This is a genomic window from Thermovibrio ammonificans HB-1, assembly GCF_000185805.1.
Classification (GTDB): domain Bacteria; phylum Aquificota; class Aquificia; order Desulfurobacteriales; family Desulfurobacteriaceae; genus Thermovibrio; species Thermovibrio ammonificans.
Map to the genome: position 1 here is coordinate 798,477 of NC_014926.1, position 15,560 is coordinate 814,036.

A 15,560-nucleotide genomic window follows, 5' to 3' on the forward strand; every position below is an offset into this window, starting at 1 on the left:
TAATGGCCCCGAAGGTTCTTGTCTTGGGAGGAGGTATAGGAGGGGTAGAGGCCGCATTTGCGCTGTGCCACAAATGCTTTAACGTTGAGCTTATATCCGATAGAGACTACCTCTACATCTACCCCATATCCATCTGGATACCTACCCACGAGTACAACTGGGAAGATGTAACCCTTCCCCTTGAAGAAGTGGCCAGGGTGAACGGCTTCAAGTTCACCAAAGGTAAAGTGGAGCGGATAAGCGTAGCCGAAAAGAGGGTCTACCTTGAAGACGGAACGGTAAAGGAGTACGACTACCTGGTTATAGCCCTCGGCGGGAGCAAGGTGAAGCACAAGGGGAGCGAGCACTTCCTCTCCATCTGCGGTCACCCTGAAGAGTCTTTAAAGCTCAGGGAGAGAATAGACCAGCTGATAAAACAGGGAGGCGGCGTTATCGCCGCAGGATTTGGCGGGAACCCCAAAGACCCCTCCGGAGTTAGAGGAGGCCCCGCCTTTGAGTTTGTGTTTAACCTCGACTGCTACTTTAAAAAGCTCGGCGTTCGCGATAAATTCCAGCTTCACTTCTTCGCCCCCATGCCCAAACCGGGTATCCGGCTGGGGGAGAAAAACGCCGAGAAGGCCTACAAGATGCTCGACAAACTGGGAATAAAGCGCCACTTCGGCAAGAAAATCAAAGAGTTTAAGCCCGACGGCGTTCTCTTTGAAGACGACACCTTTTTAAAAACCGACCTTACAATGTTTATACCCGCAACCAACGGCCACCCCGTTTTCCAGCGTTCCGACCTTCCCCTTAACGAGGCGGGCTTTATCAAAATAGAGCCCACCTGTGCCGTTGAGGGAACCGACGAAACCGTTTGGGCCATAGGAGACAGCGCCGCCCTTGAAGGCCCTAAGTGGAAAGCGAAGCAGGGCCACCTTGCCGAAGTTATGGCGAGAATCGTGGCGAGGAACCTTGAGAACAAGGTGAAGGGAGACCCCAAGAGGGAAGACTACATCCACCACCTCCACATCCTCTGCCTTATGGATATGGGACCCTGTTGGATGAGCGGCGCTCTCGTTCTCAGAGACGACAAAAAGGCCATAATGATGCCCCTGCCCTTCATAGGCCACTCCCTCAAAAAACTGTGGGGCTGGTACTACAAGGCGAGTAAGCTCAAGAAAGTTCCGAGAATACCCGGATTTGACGCGCCCTAATGGAGAGATTCGGCCTTATAGAGACCGTTCGGGTAGAAAAGGGGAGGGCCGTTCTGCTCGACTACCACTTTAAGCGTATCTCCTCTTCGGCAGAGGCCCTCTCCCTTCCCTTTAACCTCTCCTTTGAGGAGTTCGGGAAGGCTGTAGAGTCTGCCGCCACCTACGATCCGGCCCTTGTCAGGTTTACCTTAACAGAGTCGGGCTATACCCTCTCTTCCCGCCCCTGTATAAAGCGGCAGGAGGCGGCTTTAATGCCTTTTTACGGAGTTGTCAGGGTTTACTCCGACCTTTCCCTTCATAAAACCGTAGACGTTATGTCCTCCCTCTACGCCTTAAAAGCGGCCCAGAGCAAGGGATTCGACGAGGCCCTCCTCTTTGACTGTAGAGGATTTGTTTCGGAGGCCGCCTTTGCAAACCTCTTCTTCGTAAAGGGAGGGGTTCTCTTTACCCCTTCTCTCAAGTGCGGGGCTCTGCCTGGAACGAGGCGGGCCTTTATAGTTGACCTTGCCCGCCAGATGGGGCTTCCGGTTGTGGAGGGGTTCTTCTCACTTGAGGGGCTTCTTAGTGCAGATGAGGTCTTTATAACGAGCGCCCGGGAGGATACCTGTCCGGTTGTCAGGGTGGGGAGCTTCAGCCTTCCCCGGCCCGAGGGAAAGCCCCTTTGGCTTCGCATAAGGGAGGCAATTGAGTGGAGGGAGAAGCAGGGGCGGTAAACCCCTACTTCCCGAGGGAGGAGAATATCTTCTCGAGTTTCTCCTTCAGGGTTTCTGCCGTAAAGGGCTTAACGATGTAGTTGTTAACTCCGGCCTTTATGGCCATGAGAACGTTCTCCTTCTTTGCCTCCGCCGTGACCATCAGAATCGGGAGGTGTTTGAGCTTCTCGTCCTTCCTTATCTCCTGAACCAGCTCTATACCGGTCATGTTGGGCATGTTCCAGTCGGTTATTACCAGCCCGTACTTGTCGGGGTTCTGGCGGAGTATCTCAAGGGCCTGCTTGCCGTCTTCGGCCTCGTCTACGTTCTTGTAGCCCAGCTGGGCAAGCAGCGTTTTCAGAATCTTCCTCATAGCCGCCATATCGTCCACTATGAGGATTTTTATGTTCGGGTCGGGCATTCCCATTCTCTTCCTCCTACTTTGTGATTGCGTATTGGTGAACCAGCTTTATCAGGTCTGGGGCATCAAATTTTACAAGATGTGCGTCTGCCCCTACAAACCTACTCTTATCCACGTTGGCCCTGTCGCTAAGCGACGTGTTGATGATTATCGGTATCTTGCTGAGCTCGGGGTCTTCCTTCACCTTCCTGGTGAACGTTAGGCCGTCCATGCCGGGCATCTCTATGTCGGAGATTATCAGCTGAACGTAGTCGGTAATGTCCTTTCCGGTGGCCTTTGCCTCCTCCAACCACTTGTGGAGTATCTGTAGGGCCTCTATGCCGTTTTGGGCCTCGAATACGGTGTGGCCGTCTGCCTCGAGTATGCGCCTGATAATCTTCCGGGCAACGGGGCTATCGTCCAGTATGAGGATTTTGAACCTGCCCTTCTTCTGGATGCCCTCTACCTCGGTTGTCTCCTCTATGCCGAATATCTTAATCATTCCCAGCTCGTCGAGGATTCCCTCGAAGTCAAGGAGCAGCAGTAGCTTGTTGTCCTCTATCTCCACAACCCCTACAACTTTTCCGCCCAGCTTCTCGTCTACGCTCTTTGGGGGCCTTTTAATGTCTGCCCACTTTATACGCCTTATCCTCTTGGCCTCGTGGACGATTACGCCGATTATCTCCCTGAGGAACTCCATAACGATTACGTACTTCCCAGCCTTCGGGGGCTCTTTAATCTTCATCCACTTGGCCAGGTTGATTATGGGAACCATCTGCCCCCTGATTTTGGCCATACCTTCTGCTTCGGGGGGGAGCCCCGGCGCCTTTATGATGTCCTTGGGCCGGAAGATAACCTCCTTAACCTTGGCGACGTTAACACCCAGTATCCACTCGTAGGTAGAGCCGTCGTCCAGTATCTCGTACATCCTGAAGTCTATTATCTCCAGCTCGTTGGCGCCGGTTTCGAGGATTTTGGGTAGAAGCTCTCTCTTCTTAGCCATAGCTTACGCCCTTTCACCGCTTTTCTCTTTGTTTGCCATGATAATGGCCGCAATGGCCTTGATGAGGTTGTCGGAGAGCCTGTTTGTAACCTCGCTGAGGTCGTGCTCTTTCTGCTTAATCTCCTCTACGTTGTCGTTGTTAATCGCCAGGAGGAGCTCCTTGAGCAGCAGTTTAACCTCAAAGAGGGTCTCCTCCACATCGGCAAAGAACCTCTCGAGCTCGGGGTACTTCTTTATGAGCTCGGCAATATCCTTGTTCTGCGGGCTCAGCTCCCTAAGCAGCGAGTCGGCCTCGGCCACTACGGAGATGTCGGGGGCGAGGTTCTCTATGAACTTGCCCTTGATAATGTCGTTTACCTTGTTTGTGAACTCGCCCAGTTTTGCCAACTTCTCAAGCAGCACGGAGGCGTCGCCAATATCCATAATGTAGAAGGTCTCCCATATCTTCTGGAGGCTTGCGTCTGTCTTTTCGGCAATCTTGATAATCTTGTCGGCCTCCTCCCTTACGGAGCTGATGAGCTTGTTGGACTCGTGGATGTTCTCTACTATCTCGTCGATTTTCTCCTTCTGAACGCTTACAACGTCGGAGAGGTTGTTGATGACTTTGAGAACGTCTTCGGAGGCGTTTTTCAGTGAGGAGTAGGTCTGCTGGTTGTCCTTGAAGATGTTCATTCCCTCTTCCACCGCGCTTACGCTCCTGTTGGTTATCTCGGCGGTTCTGCCCATCTGCTCTCTCATGTTCTTAACAACTTCCCTAATCTCTATGGCAGACTTGTTGGTCCTCTCTGCCAGCTTCCTTACTTCGTCTGCAACAACCGCAAAGCCCCTACCGGCCTCACCGGCCCTTGCGGCCTCTATTGCGGCGTTGAGGGCAAGGAGGTTTGTCTGCTCTGTGATAGAGGTGATGACCTCAACTACCCGGTCTATCTGCTCCGTTTGTGCCTGGAGGGACTTGACCACCTCCTCCATCTCCTTGGTGATGTTCCTTATGTACTTCATCTGGTCGATAGACTCTATGGTCTTGCGCTCGGCGTTCTCCAGCTCTTTAAGGACGAACTTGTAGTTTTCAAGCAGCTTGTTCGAGACTTCTACCAGCTTGTTTACGGTCTTCTCTATCTCCTCGGTGGCCTCAATCTGCTCCTTGGAGAGGTTAAGGGTCTCTTTGAGCTCCCTTATTGCAACCGATATGGCAACTATAGTGGCCAGGTTGTTTATGAGGGACTGCTTTGTGGCTTTAAGGTTCTGGAGGAACATGCGGCGGGAGTTTTCAAGCTGCTTCTCTATCTGCTTTTCGGCCGTTGCGTCCTTCCAGGTGGCCATGTAGTAGCGGATTGAGCCGTCTCTGTTTGCTATTGCGTGGCGGTAGGAGGCCATAACGTAGGGGCCTACGGGTATATCTGCGTTCTTCTTGTGCTCTCCCGGCCTGAGGGCCTTCAGAAGCTCCTTTACCCTTTCGGGGTCTTTGTGGAATACGTGGATGCTGGTGCCGATTATCTTGTCTGGGTCTATGCCGAACTCGGAGATGAAGGCGTCCCGCCACTTGTTTGCAATTTCTAAGGCCCTCCTGTTGGCGTAAACCACAACGTTTCCGGCCCTGCCGGGCTTAAAGTCGGGAGTTGCAAGGAATATGGCCTCCTCCATTAGGGAGTCGAGTATCTGCTGGTACATGTAGATGTCGTTGTCCATCTCTTTGATTTTCTCTTCACACTCCTTGAGCTTCTTCCGAAGCTCCATGTTCTGGCTGGAGAGCTGGGATACCTCCTCTTTCATTTTCTCCTTTTCACTCTCCAGCTTCTCGCAGTTCTGTTTAAGTCGGCTGTTTTCAATCCTTAAAGCGTCCAGTTCTTTCCTTAACTTCTCAATCTCCCTCTTCTCCCAAGAGCAGAACATTTTTACTCCTCCTGATTAAATATTGTTTCAATGTTTAGTATTATGAGAAGGTCCTTCTCAAGTTGGACAACTCCCTGAATGAACTTCACGTCTATGCCGATTGTCCCTATCGGTTCGGGGAGTATGTCGCTTTCGGGGAACTTAATGGAGCCTATGATTTTGTCTACTATAACCCCAACTTCTCCTTTGGGGGTATCTATTATCACGATTTTGTTCTTTTTATAGATGTCTTCCGGTATGGTGAACTTTATGCCGAGGTGCTCTTTAAGGTTTACAACCGGAACGATTTTACCCCTGAGGTTCATAACCCCTATAACGTAAGAGGGAGCCTTGGGAACCGGGGTTACGTCCCGGTTGCTGGTTATCTCCACAACCTCCTCTATGGGGACGCTGACCAGCTCGTTCTCGAGCTTAAAGGCGATAACTTGGACCTCTTTTTCGTGAATCTCCCCTATGAGCTCTTCTACGCCTACGATGTTTATCTCTTTCTTCTCCTCGTTGCTCATCGCTTAGCCCCTATCAGTTTTACTTTGTAGTCCGACAGCAGGGAGTTGAGGTCGAGTATGAGAACCACCCTACCGTCTCCGGCTATTGTTGCTCCCGCTATTCCGGGTATGTCTGCAAGGAGCTCGCCCAGCGACTTGATTACTATCTCCTCTTCGCCGTAGAGGTTCTCTATGGAGACGGCTATGTAGCGCTCTCCCACTTTAACGATTACTACAAAGTGCTTGGAGTTTTTGTCCTCCAGCTCAAGCAGCTCGTTCAGCGAGAAGAGCGGCAGGACTTCGTCGCGGAGCATGAAGCTTTTGAAGCTCCCTACGTCTTTCACAAGGCTGTCGTCGTAGCGGACAACTTCTATAACCGCGTGGAGGGGAACGGCGTAAACTTGGCCGTTTACCCCTATCATAAGGCTCCTGATGATTGCAACCGTGAGGGGGAGCTTCAGAATAATGGTTGTCCCCTTGCCCGGCTCGCTGTCTATCTCTATAGAGCCCCTTAGGGAGTGGATTGTGTTTGCAACAACGTCCATTCCCACTCCCCTGCCGGAAACGTCGCTCACCTTGTCTGCGGTGGAGAAGCCGGGCAGGAATATGAGTTCGTAGGCCTCTTTGTCGCTCATCTGGGCGGCCTGTTCCGGTGTTATGAGGCCTTTCTCCAGGGCTTTCTTTTTAACCTTTTCGGGGTCTATGCCCCTTCCGTCGTCTTGGATGCCGACAACTATGTGGTCGCCCTCGTGGTAGGCAAAGAGCCTTATCGTTCCGACTTCCGGTTTACCTTTGGCTATCCGCTCTTCCGGCGGCTCTATTCCGTGGTCGAGGGCGTTCCTTACAAGGTGAATCAGCGGGTCTTCCAGTTTATCGAGGATTGAGCGGTCGAGCTCTGTATCTTCACCCTCTATGATGAGCTGAACCTTTTTGTTGAGCTTCCTCGCAAGGTCCCTCACCAGCCTCGGGAACTTGCTGAATATCTTCTTAATCGGCTGCATACGCAGCTTCATAACGGCAACCTGAAGGTCGCTAACGGTTCTGTCGAGGCTGGTGACCGCTTCAACCAGCTTTTCAACCTCTTCGCTTCTACACTCCCTCTCTACGTCTGCCGTTACCCTCAGGATTCTGTTCCTGTCGAGGACGATTTCCCCGACCAGGTTCATCAGGTTTTCTACCCTTTCAACGTCTACCCTTATGGTTTCCGTTGTCTTTTTGGCAGGTTTGCTCTCTTTCGCCGTCTTTTTGGAGCTCTGCTGTTGGGGTTGGGGCTGTTTCTGGGTCTGTTGCGGTTTGGGTTGGGGTTGCTCGGGTTGGGGCTTTTGCTCCTGAGGCTCTTCCTTTTTCTTCGGTTTTATGAGGTCTTTTATATCTTTGCCTTCCTCTATAAGCTTCTCTATTTCGGGGATTACCTCCATAGGACGTTTGTCCGGAGGCATCAGAATTATCTCTTCGAGTATCCCCGCAAGGTCCTTGTCGGGGTACTGTTTAATCAGCTCCTTCAGTTTATCGGAGATGCCTTCAACAAACTCGTACTCTTCCGCCTCTTTACCTTCGCTCTCCTTTTTCTCCTCGCCGCCGGAGGTGGCTGAGGAGGGTGAGCCCCCCTCTAATACTGAATCAAGGTTCTTTAGGAGGTTCTCTATTTCGGACATCTCCGGCAGCTCGCCATCTTCTTTGAGCATCTGGAGGGCCGTTTTGAGCTGGTCTATGCCCTCCAGGATAATGTCCATTATCTCCGGCGTGAGCTTCAGCTCGTCGTTACGGAGTTTGTTGAAGATGTCCTCTATACGGTGGGCTATCTCAACTATCGGCGTAAGGTTTAAGAACCCCGCTCCCCCTTTAAGGGTGTGCATTCCCCGGAAGATTTTGTTCAGGAGCTCTTTGTCTTCCGGGTTGTTCTCAAGGTCTACGAGGTCTTGGTCCAGGTTCTCCAGTATCTCCTCTGCCTCTACTAAGAACTCCTCCAGTATCTCTTGAAGCTCTTCCGGTATGTTTACCTTCATCTCCGCTCCTTAGAGTCCAAACTGTTTCATTATCTGGTCTACATCTTCCTGGGTAACCTCTTTCTTCCACTCCAGCTCTTCTATCTTCTTCTGAATCTCCTCCTGCTCCTCCTGGGGTTTGTCCTCCAGGCCTGCAAGGAGGGCTATTTTAAGAATACTTTTTTCGAGCTCCGATAGGAAGTTTTTAACCTTTAGGAGCCTTTGGGCGAGTATGTCCTGAAACTCAAGCAGCGTTAGGGCCGTCATCAGGTTGTTTAGGGTTGTTGTGAGTATCGAGGTGAGCTTCTGAGCCTCCTCCCCTTTGAGGTTCCCTGCGAGCTCTATGCCCTTTTGAAGCTCTTCAAGGGAGTTTCCTATGAGGTCTATGAGCTTCTTCGTTGCCTCTTCGCTTTCGGAAATCGCCGTATCTATGTGCTGGTTGACCGCCTTGAACCCTTTGTGGTGGGCAGAAACCTTAGAGATTTCGCTCTTGAAGGACTCTACCAGGTTGAGAAGCTCCTTCAACTCGTCAAGCAGGCTCTTTTCCATACCGCCCCTCCAAACCGGAAAGCTGAAAGTTTATATTCAGGTATCGGCCTGGAGGGGGAAATTTTTAGTCCTCTTTGAGCTCCTTCAGCAGGCTCGAAAGGTCTATATCCAGCTCGTCTACCGTCTCCCTCGTCTGGAACGGCGGCTCAGAGTTGGAAGACCTTGAAGAGTAGGTACTCATCTCGGTGAACGAGGTGCTCAGCGCTCTTCCCTTCTCGTCGAAGCCTGTGGCTATAACGGTAACCTCTATGGAACCCTCCAGCTTCTCGTCTACCGTTACGCCGAAGAAGAAGTTCGTATCGTCCCTCTTTGCCCTCTCCTTTATGAGGCCGGCTGCGGCGTAGGCCTCATCGAGGGTAAGGTCGCTGCCTCCCGTAATGTTAACCAGTATCCTGCTGGCCCCCTCAACCTGGGCGTTCTCAAGGAGAGGGTTGTCTATGGCCTTGCGGGCCGCTGTAAGGGCCCTGTCTTCCCCGCTTGCCTCTCCTATTCCTATGAGGGCGTAGCCGCCGCTGTGCATAACCGTTTTAACGTCTGCAAAGTCCAGGTTTATAAGGCCCGGCCTTGTGATAACCTCTGTTATCCCTTTAACCGCCTGATAGAGGACGTTATCTGCCAGCTTAAAGGCGTTTAAGATGTTCATATCCTTGGGGGCAATCGTTAGCAACTTCTGGTTCGGAATCACCATCAGGGTATCTACAAACTCTTTTATCCTCCTTATCCCTACCTCTGCGTACTCCTGCCTCTTCCTGCCCTCGAAGTCGAAAGGCCTCGTTACAACGCCTACGGTCAGAATTCCCATGTCCTTTGCAACCTTTGCCACTATAGGAGCTGCGCCGGTTCCCGTGCCGCCGCCCATGCCGGCGGTTATAAAGACCATGTCGGCACCTTCGAGAACTTCCCTGATTTTCGGCTCGTCCTCGAGGGCCGCCTGCTCGCCGATTTCCGGCTTGCCGCCTGCTCCGAGCCCTTTGGTGAGCTTCTCACCGATTTGAACCTTTACCGGAACCGGAAGCCTTGAGAGAACTTGAGCGTCGGTGTTTATGGCTATAAACTCAACTCCTTCAATTCCCATCTCGAACATTCGGGCTACGGCGTTTCCGCCTCCGCCCCCTACGCCGATAACCTTTATAACCGGCCCCTGAAACAGGTCGTCGGCTATGTCAAAAACGGGCATCCACTACCTCCTATATAAGGTCTAAGATGAACCTGCGGATTATTTGGAAGATACTGCCGGAGCCTCCGGGCTCTTTTATCAGGTCCTCTTTAACGTCTTCAATTCTCTCGCTGTTGTTAAGGGACCTAACGTAGTTCACAACCCCCACTATAGGGGCCAGGGTGGGGTCGTCTGTTCCCTTGGGCTTTGCAACCTCTGCGGGGGCTTTAAACACCTTCTCGGTTAAAGTGGTTATCTCTTTTAAGTTTGTCAAGCCGCCGGTTAGGTAAACCCTGTTTAGGTTCTCTATGAAGCTGGGGTCCTTCTCGTTCAAGTCGGAGATTATGTCCTTGAACAGCTCCTTGAGCTTCAGGTGTATAAGCGCCGCAATCAGCACTTTTGGAGCCTTCCTCACCTTCTTACCGTAGTTTATGTCTATTGTCTCCTCCTGGTTAACGGCGAAGGCGTAGGCGTATCCGTACTCCCTGTACAGCCTCTCCGCCTCCTGGCGGCTCACCTTGAGCTTCTGGATTATGAACTTTATTATGTCCTCTCCTCCGAAGGGAACGTGCTTCAGGAGGACCGGCTTATCCTCCCTGAAGTAGAGAACTTCTGTATTTCCCGCTCCTATGTGGATGAGCAGGTTGTTGTTGAAGTAGCTATCTTCTCCCTTTATGCTGTAATAGGAGGCAAGCACCTGGAGAACACCGCCTTTGAGCCTGAGACCGGCCTCTTTGAATAGGTCTTCAACGGTTTTCATGTAGTTCTTGGCCGCAAGTATCACAAAGGCCCTTATTGTGAGCTCCCTTCCGCTGTGGCCTATCGGGTTCTGGATGCCGTCTACGTTGTCTACCTTAAACTCCTGGGGGATTATGTGTAGTATCTCGTACTTAGTTTTTACCGGGCTGCCCAGCCTTCTCAGGAGCTCGTCTTTCGCCTTGTTTTTAACTGCGTTAACGTCGTTGTAGGTTATGGTTTTGAGGGTAGGCAGTGTTATCTTCGACTCCACCTGAAATCCCAGAGTGTAGCTCCCCGGCACTACAACGTAGGCTTCGTTCGGAACCGTGGCCGGAGACTCCAGTTTAACCTTGTTTATCGCCGAGGTCAGAGTTTCCTTTGCCGATGTGGCGTTTACAATCGTTCCGCTGTTTATTCCCCTTGAGGGGGTCTGTTTGACCGTGAGCTGTTTTATCTCGCCCGACTTTAACACGGCGAGGCCGGCTCTGACGGTGCTCGTCCCCAGGTCTACGGTTAAGACTTTCTGTTCAAGCATTTCTGCTGCCTCCCTCTTACCAGCATGTCGTGAAAGCGGAAATCGTAGATTCCGGGGTTCAGTCCTTCGGCCATCTCCCTGAAGTGTTGGAAGTTGTGCCAGGAGTTGGCTTCGGGGCTCAGGTACACAAGGACCTTGTTATCCCCCAGAATCAGTTTCACCCCTGTGTCCGTAAAGAGTATCTCGGGCGGTTTACCCTTAAGCTGCAACTGCTTAACCTTATCTTCGGTTAGTTTTATCTCCATTTTAACAGTTTTCTTTAATTTGAGAAACCCGTTTTCGACTGTAAAAGGCGGCGTTTTACCGCTGTAGTAGAGAACCGTGACCCCTTTCGGTATACCGGGGACTCTGTCTAAAACGAAGTCGTTCTCCCCGATTACGTAGGTGTTTCCGTTGTAGAAGATGTAGAGAGAAGGCCTCGTTTCCCATACTCTAACCTTTAGAACGTCTCCCGAGGCGCTCACCTCCGAGTGCCGCACCCAGGGGAGGCTGTTTAGGGTTTCCTTTAGCTCCTCTACCGTTTCGGGAGTTATGTTCTGCCCCGGCTGAACCATGGAGAGGAGGAACTCGCTTATCCTCCCCTTCCAGTTCCCGTGGCGCTCAACTATGGATATCTCTATGCTCTTGAGTTTGCTCGGGGCGGTTAAAACCGCGTAAGTTGCCAGCCCGACAGCTATTAGCACTGCAACGGCCAGAAGGAGGGCGCGCTTCATTTGGGAAGCATCTCCGCTATCAGCTCCTCAAACTCCATCCCTGCGGCTTTTGCCGCCTTCGGCAGCAGGCTCCTCTCTGTGAGCCCCGGTATGGTGTTAATCTCGAGCAGAACCGGTGAGTTGTACTTGTCGAGCCTGAAATCGACCCTCACGGCACCCCGGCATTCGAGCACCTTATAGGCCTTTTCGGCCAGCCTGCACAGCCGCTCCTGTGTTTTCCTGCCGAGCTCTGCCGGAACTACGTACTCGGTGCGGGAGTCTGAGTATTTGGCCTCGTAGTCGTAGAGCTCTCCCGGGGTGAGGATTTCAACCGGCGGAAGCGGTCTACCGTTTAAAACCCCAACCGTTATCTCCCTTCCCTCTATAAACTCCTCTATTAGTGCTTTTGCGTCAACTGTTAGGGCCTCGTTAACCGCCCTTTCGAACTCCTCTTGGCTCTTTACAAGCGAGAGGCCTACGCTTGAGCCCACCCTTGCCGGCTTTACTATACAGGGTAGCTCGGCCGGTTCGGGTATTTCTTGGCCCCTGAAAACCGTAATGCCTGCGGGCACTCTTATTCCGTGGCTCTTCAGAAGCCTTTTTGTAAGGTCTTTATCTATTGCCACTGCGCTGGTTGTTACTCCGCAGCCTGTGTAGGGAATGCCCATAATCTCTAAGAGGCCCTGAACTGTTCCGTCTTCACCCGGCGAGCCGTGGAGGGCAAGGAATGCTACGTCGGGGGACTCTGCGGCCAGTTTTAGGGGAAGCTCCTTTGTCAGCTCGAGCTTTAAAACTCGGTGGCCGAGCTTCTTCAGGGCCCTCTCTACGCTTTCGGCGCTTTTCCTGGAGATTTCCGCTTCCGGTGAAGGTCCTCCGTATATGAGCGCAACTTTCACTTCAGCCTCTCTCTTATCAGCTCAACCGCCTCCTCGAGGCGGTTGCCCCTGGAGCCTTTGACCAACACGGTTTTCCCTCTGAAGGGGAATTCGGAAATAAACTTAATAAACTCTTCTCTGTTTGTAAAGTGGAAACCTTTACCTTTAAAAGTCTTTACCGTTTCCTCTGTTTGGGCCCCGAAGGCTATCAGCTCTTCTATGCCGAGGGCGTTGAGCAGCTCTCCCAGCTTTCTGTGCTCTTTCGGCCCTTCTTCCCCGAGCTCCAGCATCTCCCCGAGAACGGCCACCTTCGGTCCGTTGAACGACGCCAGAACTCTGACGGCGTTCTCCATGGAGACCGGGTTTGCGTTGTAGCAGTCGTCTATCAGCGTGCCATTCGGCAGCCTCTCTACGGAGCACCTGTGCTTCGGAGGGGAAAACTCTCTCACAACTTTAACCAGCTCTCTAAGTGGAATCCCCAGCTCCAAAGCCACGGCGGCGGCAACTGCCGCGGCATTTACGATTGAGTAGCCGGGAATGGAGCTTTCGAGCTGGAGCTCTTCCTTCCCCGCTTTCAGCGTGAACAGGGTTCTGCCCCCTTTTATTCCCCAGTTTTTAACCTCAACTGTTCCGCCTCTCCCTACCGTAAGGCACTTATCTGCGCGGCACATTTCCTTGAGCTCTACCGGCACCACGGCAACTTCGGCACCTTCGGTAATAGATAGCTTCTCCTTTTTTATTGCCTCTAACGTTTTAAACCCTTGGGTGTGGGCCTTACCGACCGTTGTAACCACTGCAACGTGGGGCTTTACGGTTTTGGTGAGCCGGGCAATTTCTCCGGGGGAGTTCGTTCCCAGCTCCTGAACCAAAAAGCGGGCGCTTTCTGGCAGGTTGGAGAGGGTGTAGCACACTCCAAGGAGGTTGTTGAAGCTCTTTTTACTGGTGTAGCAGTTTCTTCCCAGCAGCTTCCCCAGCAGCTCTTTCGTTGTTGTTTTCCCTACGCTCCCCGTTACGCCTATGACCGTTCCTTTAAACTTTTCCCTCTTCCACCTTGCCAGCCTCTCGAAGGCCTCTAAGGTATCTCTTACTACAACTTGGAACTTGCCGGGCGGAAGCTCTACTCTCCTCTCTGTGAGGGTTCCGGCGGCTCCTCTGCTGAAGGCGTCGTTTATGAAGAGGTGGCCGTCTCTCCTCCCCTTAACGGGGATAAAGAGCTCCCCCTTTGCTATCTCCCTTGAGTCGAAGTGGACGCCGCCGAACCTGCCGCTCCCTACAAGCTCCCCTTTAACTATTTCCGCCAGCGTTTTTGCGTCCATAGAGCTCCCTCACCGTCTCTTGGTCGCTAAAAGGTAGCTTTTTGCCGGCCACTTCTTGGTAGTTTTCGTGCCCCTTACCGGCAATCAGCAGGTAGTCTGCTTGCCCTTTACCCCTTAGGGCGAGCTCTATAGCCCTTTTCCTGTCCAGCTCTACGGTTACCTTTCCTCTCAGCTCTTCGGGGATTCCGGCAACCACCTCTTTGGCTATCTGCTCCGGCGGCTCGCTTCTTGGGTTGTCGCTTGTGACTATCACCGAATCGGCAAGGGTTGCAGCTATTTTTCCCATTACCGGCCTTTTCGTTCTGTCTCTGTCTCCGCCGCAGCCGAAAACGACAATGAGCCTGCCGGAGCAGGCCTTTTTCAGAGCGTTTAAGGCTTTTTGGAGGGCATCGGGGGTGTGGGCGTAGTCTACAAACACGCCGGGAACAACTTCTTCCATTCTCCCCGGAACTTTAACGTTTTTAAACGCCTCTTTTAGGTTTAACGGCTCGAACCCCAGCTCTGAGAGCAGGGAGAATGCAGCTGTAACGTTGTAGCCGTTAAACTCTCCTTTAAGGTTGTGCTTTACCTTTACTGCTCCTTTTGGGGTTCCGATTAGAACGCTTCCTTCGGGGTCTATTGCCTCTATTGTGTAGTTTCTGCTCTTTTTGCCGTAGGTTACGGTTTTCCCGCCGTTTACCGCCCTGAGGGCCGAAAGGGTTGTTCCGTAGGGGTCGTCGCGGTTTACCACCGAGAGTTTGCTGAGCCTGAAGAGCTTGGCCTTTGCCAGGAAGTACTCTTCGAGGTTCCCGTGGTAGTCTAAGTGCTCCGGGGTGAGGTTTGTAAATATGGCCCCTTCAAACTCTATGCCGTGGACCCTGTGTTGGTGGAGCCCGTGGGAAGAGACTTCGCAGACCACAAACTCGCAACCCCTGTTTTTTAGCTCTTTCAGCATTTTGAAGAGCTCAACGGCGGAAGGGGTGGTTCTGCTGCTGGGGTGGAGCTCTTCTTCGCTCCCCCACGAAACGGTTCCTATTATCCCCGCTTTTACGCCGAGCCTGTTTAGAGCCTTAAAGAGCAGAAATGTGGTTGTTGTTTTGCCGTTGGTTCCTGTTACTCCCAGGATTTTCAGCTCTTTCTGTGGGTTGCCGTAAAGGTTCGCAGCGGCGGTTGCAAGTGCCTTCCTTGAGTTCTCAACGAGCAGGACCGGTTTCCCGGCGGCCGAGAGCTTCTCGAACCACTTCCGGGAGTCGGTTACAACGGCCGAGGCCCCTTTTTTCAGGGCTTCCTCTGCAAAGGTGTTGCCGTTGACTTTGGTCCCCCGAACTGCGAAGAAGAGAAAACCGGGCTTTACTTCCCTTGAGTCTGCGGTTATCCCCTTAACTTCGACGTCGGGAGCCCCCCCGCACAGCAGGGGAACCCCCTTAAGGAGGTGAGGGAGTTTTATTGTTCGCCCTCCTTGATGGTCTCCTCGAGCTTCTGGATTTTCTGCTCAACTTCTTCGAGGATGTTCTTCTTCTCCTCTTCGGTCATGCTGCCTTCGCCGGAGGAGACGAGCTGTTTTATGGAGTCGGCTATCTCCTTAACCAGGTTCTGGGCCCTCTCGGGCAGGTCGCTCTCCTTTATCTGTTCTTGAAGCTCTTCCAGTTTCTTTAGAAGCTCCTCCCTTTTGGTGGTGGCCACCACAGCTGCGCCGGCACCTACGAGTGTTCCCAGGAGGAACAGAACGGAGCCTTTTTTCATCTCTAACCTCCCGCAATCTAATGCTTACGCTTCTAAATTAAACCTAACCGCCCCTTCTTCCAACCCTCTTAACGAAGGAGACAACGGTATTTACTGCCTTTACGGCCTCTGTCAGCGTGTTTACTGCTGCCTTTAGCTCTACAACTGCCGGCCTCAGCTGGTTGTTAACCGTATCTACGCTCTCGCTCACCTTTTCGAGGAGCTCGTTTACCTTGGTAACCAGCTCCCTTATGGCCTTAAAGGAGACTATGAAGAATACAACGGCTCCTATCGTTACAAGAACGGTGCAGAGAGCTATTACGGTAAGGTCGAACTCGATGAGTGTCATC

Annotated in this window: 16 protein-coding genes; 2 read left to right on the forward strand and 14 right to left on the reverse strand. The window is 52.3% G+C overall.

What is annotated here, in order from left to right:
* Nucleotides 1-2 precede the first annotated feature (2 nt).
* Both THEAM_RS04245 and THEAM_RS04250 read left to right on the forward strand, forming a co-directional pair.
* Entirely contained in the window at nucleotides 3-1,193 is a 1,191-nt protein-coding gene (locus tag THEAM_RS04245; protein ID WP_013537594.1) for an NAD(P)/FAD-dependent oxidoreductase, read from the forward strand.
* Complete coding sequence (locus tag THEAM_RS04250; protein WP_013537595.1) at nucleotides 1,193-1,906, forward strand: aminotransferase class IV; 714 nt, start codon at nucleotides 1,193-1,195, stop codon at nucleotides 1,904-1,906. Before THEAM_RS04245 ends, THEAM_RS04250 begins: the two co-directional genes overlap by 1 nt.
* A 4-nt stretch (nucleotides 1,907-1,910) precedes the next feature.
* Here THEAM_RS04250 and THEAM_RS04255 read toward each other — a convergent pair whose 3' ends face one another.
* The 14 genes from THEAM_RS04255 to THEAM_RS04320 all read right to left on the reverse strand — a co-directional run bounded on the left by THEAM_RS04255 (nucleotide 1,911) and on the right by THEAM_RS04320 (nucleotide 15,559).
* Nucleotides 1,911-2,312 carry a chemotaxis response regulator CheY gene (locus tag THEAM_RS04255; RefSeq protein WP_013537596.1) on the reverse strand — a complete coding sequence of 134 codons (402 nt, stop codon included), beginning with the start codon at nucleotides 2,310-2,312 and terminating at the stop codon, nucleotides 1,911-1,913.
* Nucleotides 2,313-2,322: 10 nt separating this feature from the next.
* Entirely contained in the window at nucleotides 2,323-3,288 is a 966-nt protein-coding gene (locus tag THEAM_RS04260; RefSeq protein WP_013537597.1) for a chemotaxis protein, read from the reverse strand.
* A 3-nt stretch (nucleotides 3,289-3,291) separates the two neighbouring features.
* Nucleotides 3,292-5,178 carry a methyl-accepting chemotaxis protein gene (locus THEAM_RS09800; RefSeq protein WP_013537598.1) on the reverse strand — a complete coding sequence of 629 codons (1,887 nt, stop codon included), beginning with the start codon at nucleotides 5,176-5,178 and terminating at the stop codon, nucleotides 3,292-3,294.
* Between the two features lie 2 nt (nucleotides 5,179-5,180).
* Nucleotides 5,181-5,684 carry a chemotaxis protein CheW gene (locus tag THEAM_RS04270; protein ID WP_013537599.1) on the reverse strand — a complete coding sequence of 168 codons (504 nt, stop codon included), beginning with the start codon at nucleotides 5,682-5,684 and terminating at the stop codon, nucleotides 5,181-5,183.
* Entirely contained in the window at nucleotides 5,681-7,669 is a 1,989-nt protein-coding gene (locus tag THEAM_RS04275; protein ID WP_013537600.1) for a chemotaxis protein CheA, read from the reverse strand. The genes THEAM_RS04270 and THEAM_RS04275 overlap by 4 nt, the downstream gene beginning before the upstream one ends.
* 9 nt (nucleotides 7,670-7,678) lie before the next feature.
* Entirely contained in the window at nucleotides 7,679-8,197 is a 519-nt protein-coding gene (locus tag THEAM_RS04280; RefSeq protein ID WP_013537601.1) for a nitrogenase component 1 family protein, read from the reverse strand.
* Nucleotides 8,198-8,261: 64 nt separating this feature from the next.
* Complete coding sequence (ftsZ, locus tag THEAM_RS04285; RefSeq protein ID WP_013537602.1) at nucleotides 8,262-9,374, reverse strand: cell division protein FtsZ; 1,113 nt, start codon at nucleotides 9,372-9,374, stop codon at nucleotides 8,262-8,264.
* A 10-nt stretch (nucleotides 9,375-9,384) separates the two neighbouring features.
* The gene (gene ftsA / locus THEAM_RS04290) at nucleotides 9,385-10,626 is read right to left on the reverse strand and encodes a cell division protein FtsA (RefSeq protein WP_013537603.1); all 1,242 of its coding nucleotides are present in this window, start codon (nucleotides 10,624-10,626) and stop codon (nucleotides 9,385-9,387) included.
* Nucleotides 10,605-11,339 carry a cell division protein FtsQ/DivIB gene (locus THEAM_RS04295; protein WP_013537604.1) on the reverse strand — a complete coding sequence of 245 codons (735 nt, stop codon included), beginning with the start codon at nucleotides 11,337-11,339 and terminating at the stop codon, nucleotides 10,605-10,607. Before THEAM_RS04295 ends, ftsA begins: the two co-directional genes overlap by 22 nt.
* A complete protein-coding gene (locus THEAM_RS04300; RefSeq protein WP_013537605.1) occupies nucleotides 11,336-12,214 on the reverse strand; it encodes a D-alanine--D-alanine ligase family protein in 879 nt (292 codons plus the stop codon). Before THEAM_RS04300 ends, THEAM_RS04295 begins: the two co-directional genes overlap by 4 nt.
* A complete protein-coding gene (locus tag THEAM_RS04305; protein ID WP_013537606.1) occupies nucleotides 12,211-13,509 on the reverse strand; it encodes a UDP-N-acetylmuramoyl-tripeptide--D-alanyl-D-alanine ligase in 1,299 nt (432 codons plus the stop codon). Before THEAM_RS04305 ends, THEAM_RS04300 begins: the two co-directional genes overlap by 4 nt.
* A complete protein-coding gene (locus tag THEAM_RS04310) occupies nucleotides 13,478-14,935 on the reverse strand; it encodes a UDP-N-acetylmuramoyl-L-alanyl-D-glutamate--2,6-diaminopimelate ligase (RefSeq protein WP_013537607.1) in 1,458 nt (485 codons plus the stop codon). Before THEAM_RS04310 ends, THEAM_RS04305 begins: the two co-directional genes overlap by 32 nt.
* Nucleotides 14,932-15,231, reverse strand: coding sequence for a hypothetical protein (locus THEAM_RS04315; RefSeq protein WP_013537608.1), 300 nt, complete (start codon nucleotides 15,229-15,231; stop codon nucleotides 14,932-14,934). Before THEAM_RS04315 ends, THEAM_RS04310 begins: the two co-directional genes overlap by 4 nt.
* A 43-nt stretch (nucleotides 15,232-15,274) precedes the next feature.
* Nucleotides 15,275-15,559 carry a hypothetical protein gene (locus THEAM_RS04320; protein ID WP_013537609.1) on the reverse strand — a complete coding sequence of 95 codons (285 nt, stop codon included), beginning with the start codon at nucleotides 15,557-15,559 and terminating at the stop codon, nucleotides 15,275-15,277.
* Between the last annotated feature and the right edge of the window lies 1 nt (nucleotide 15,560).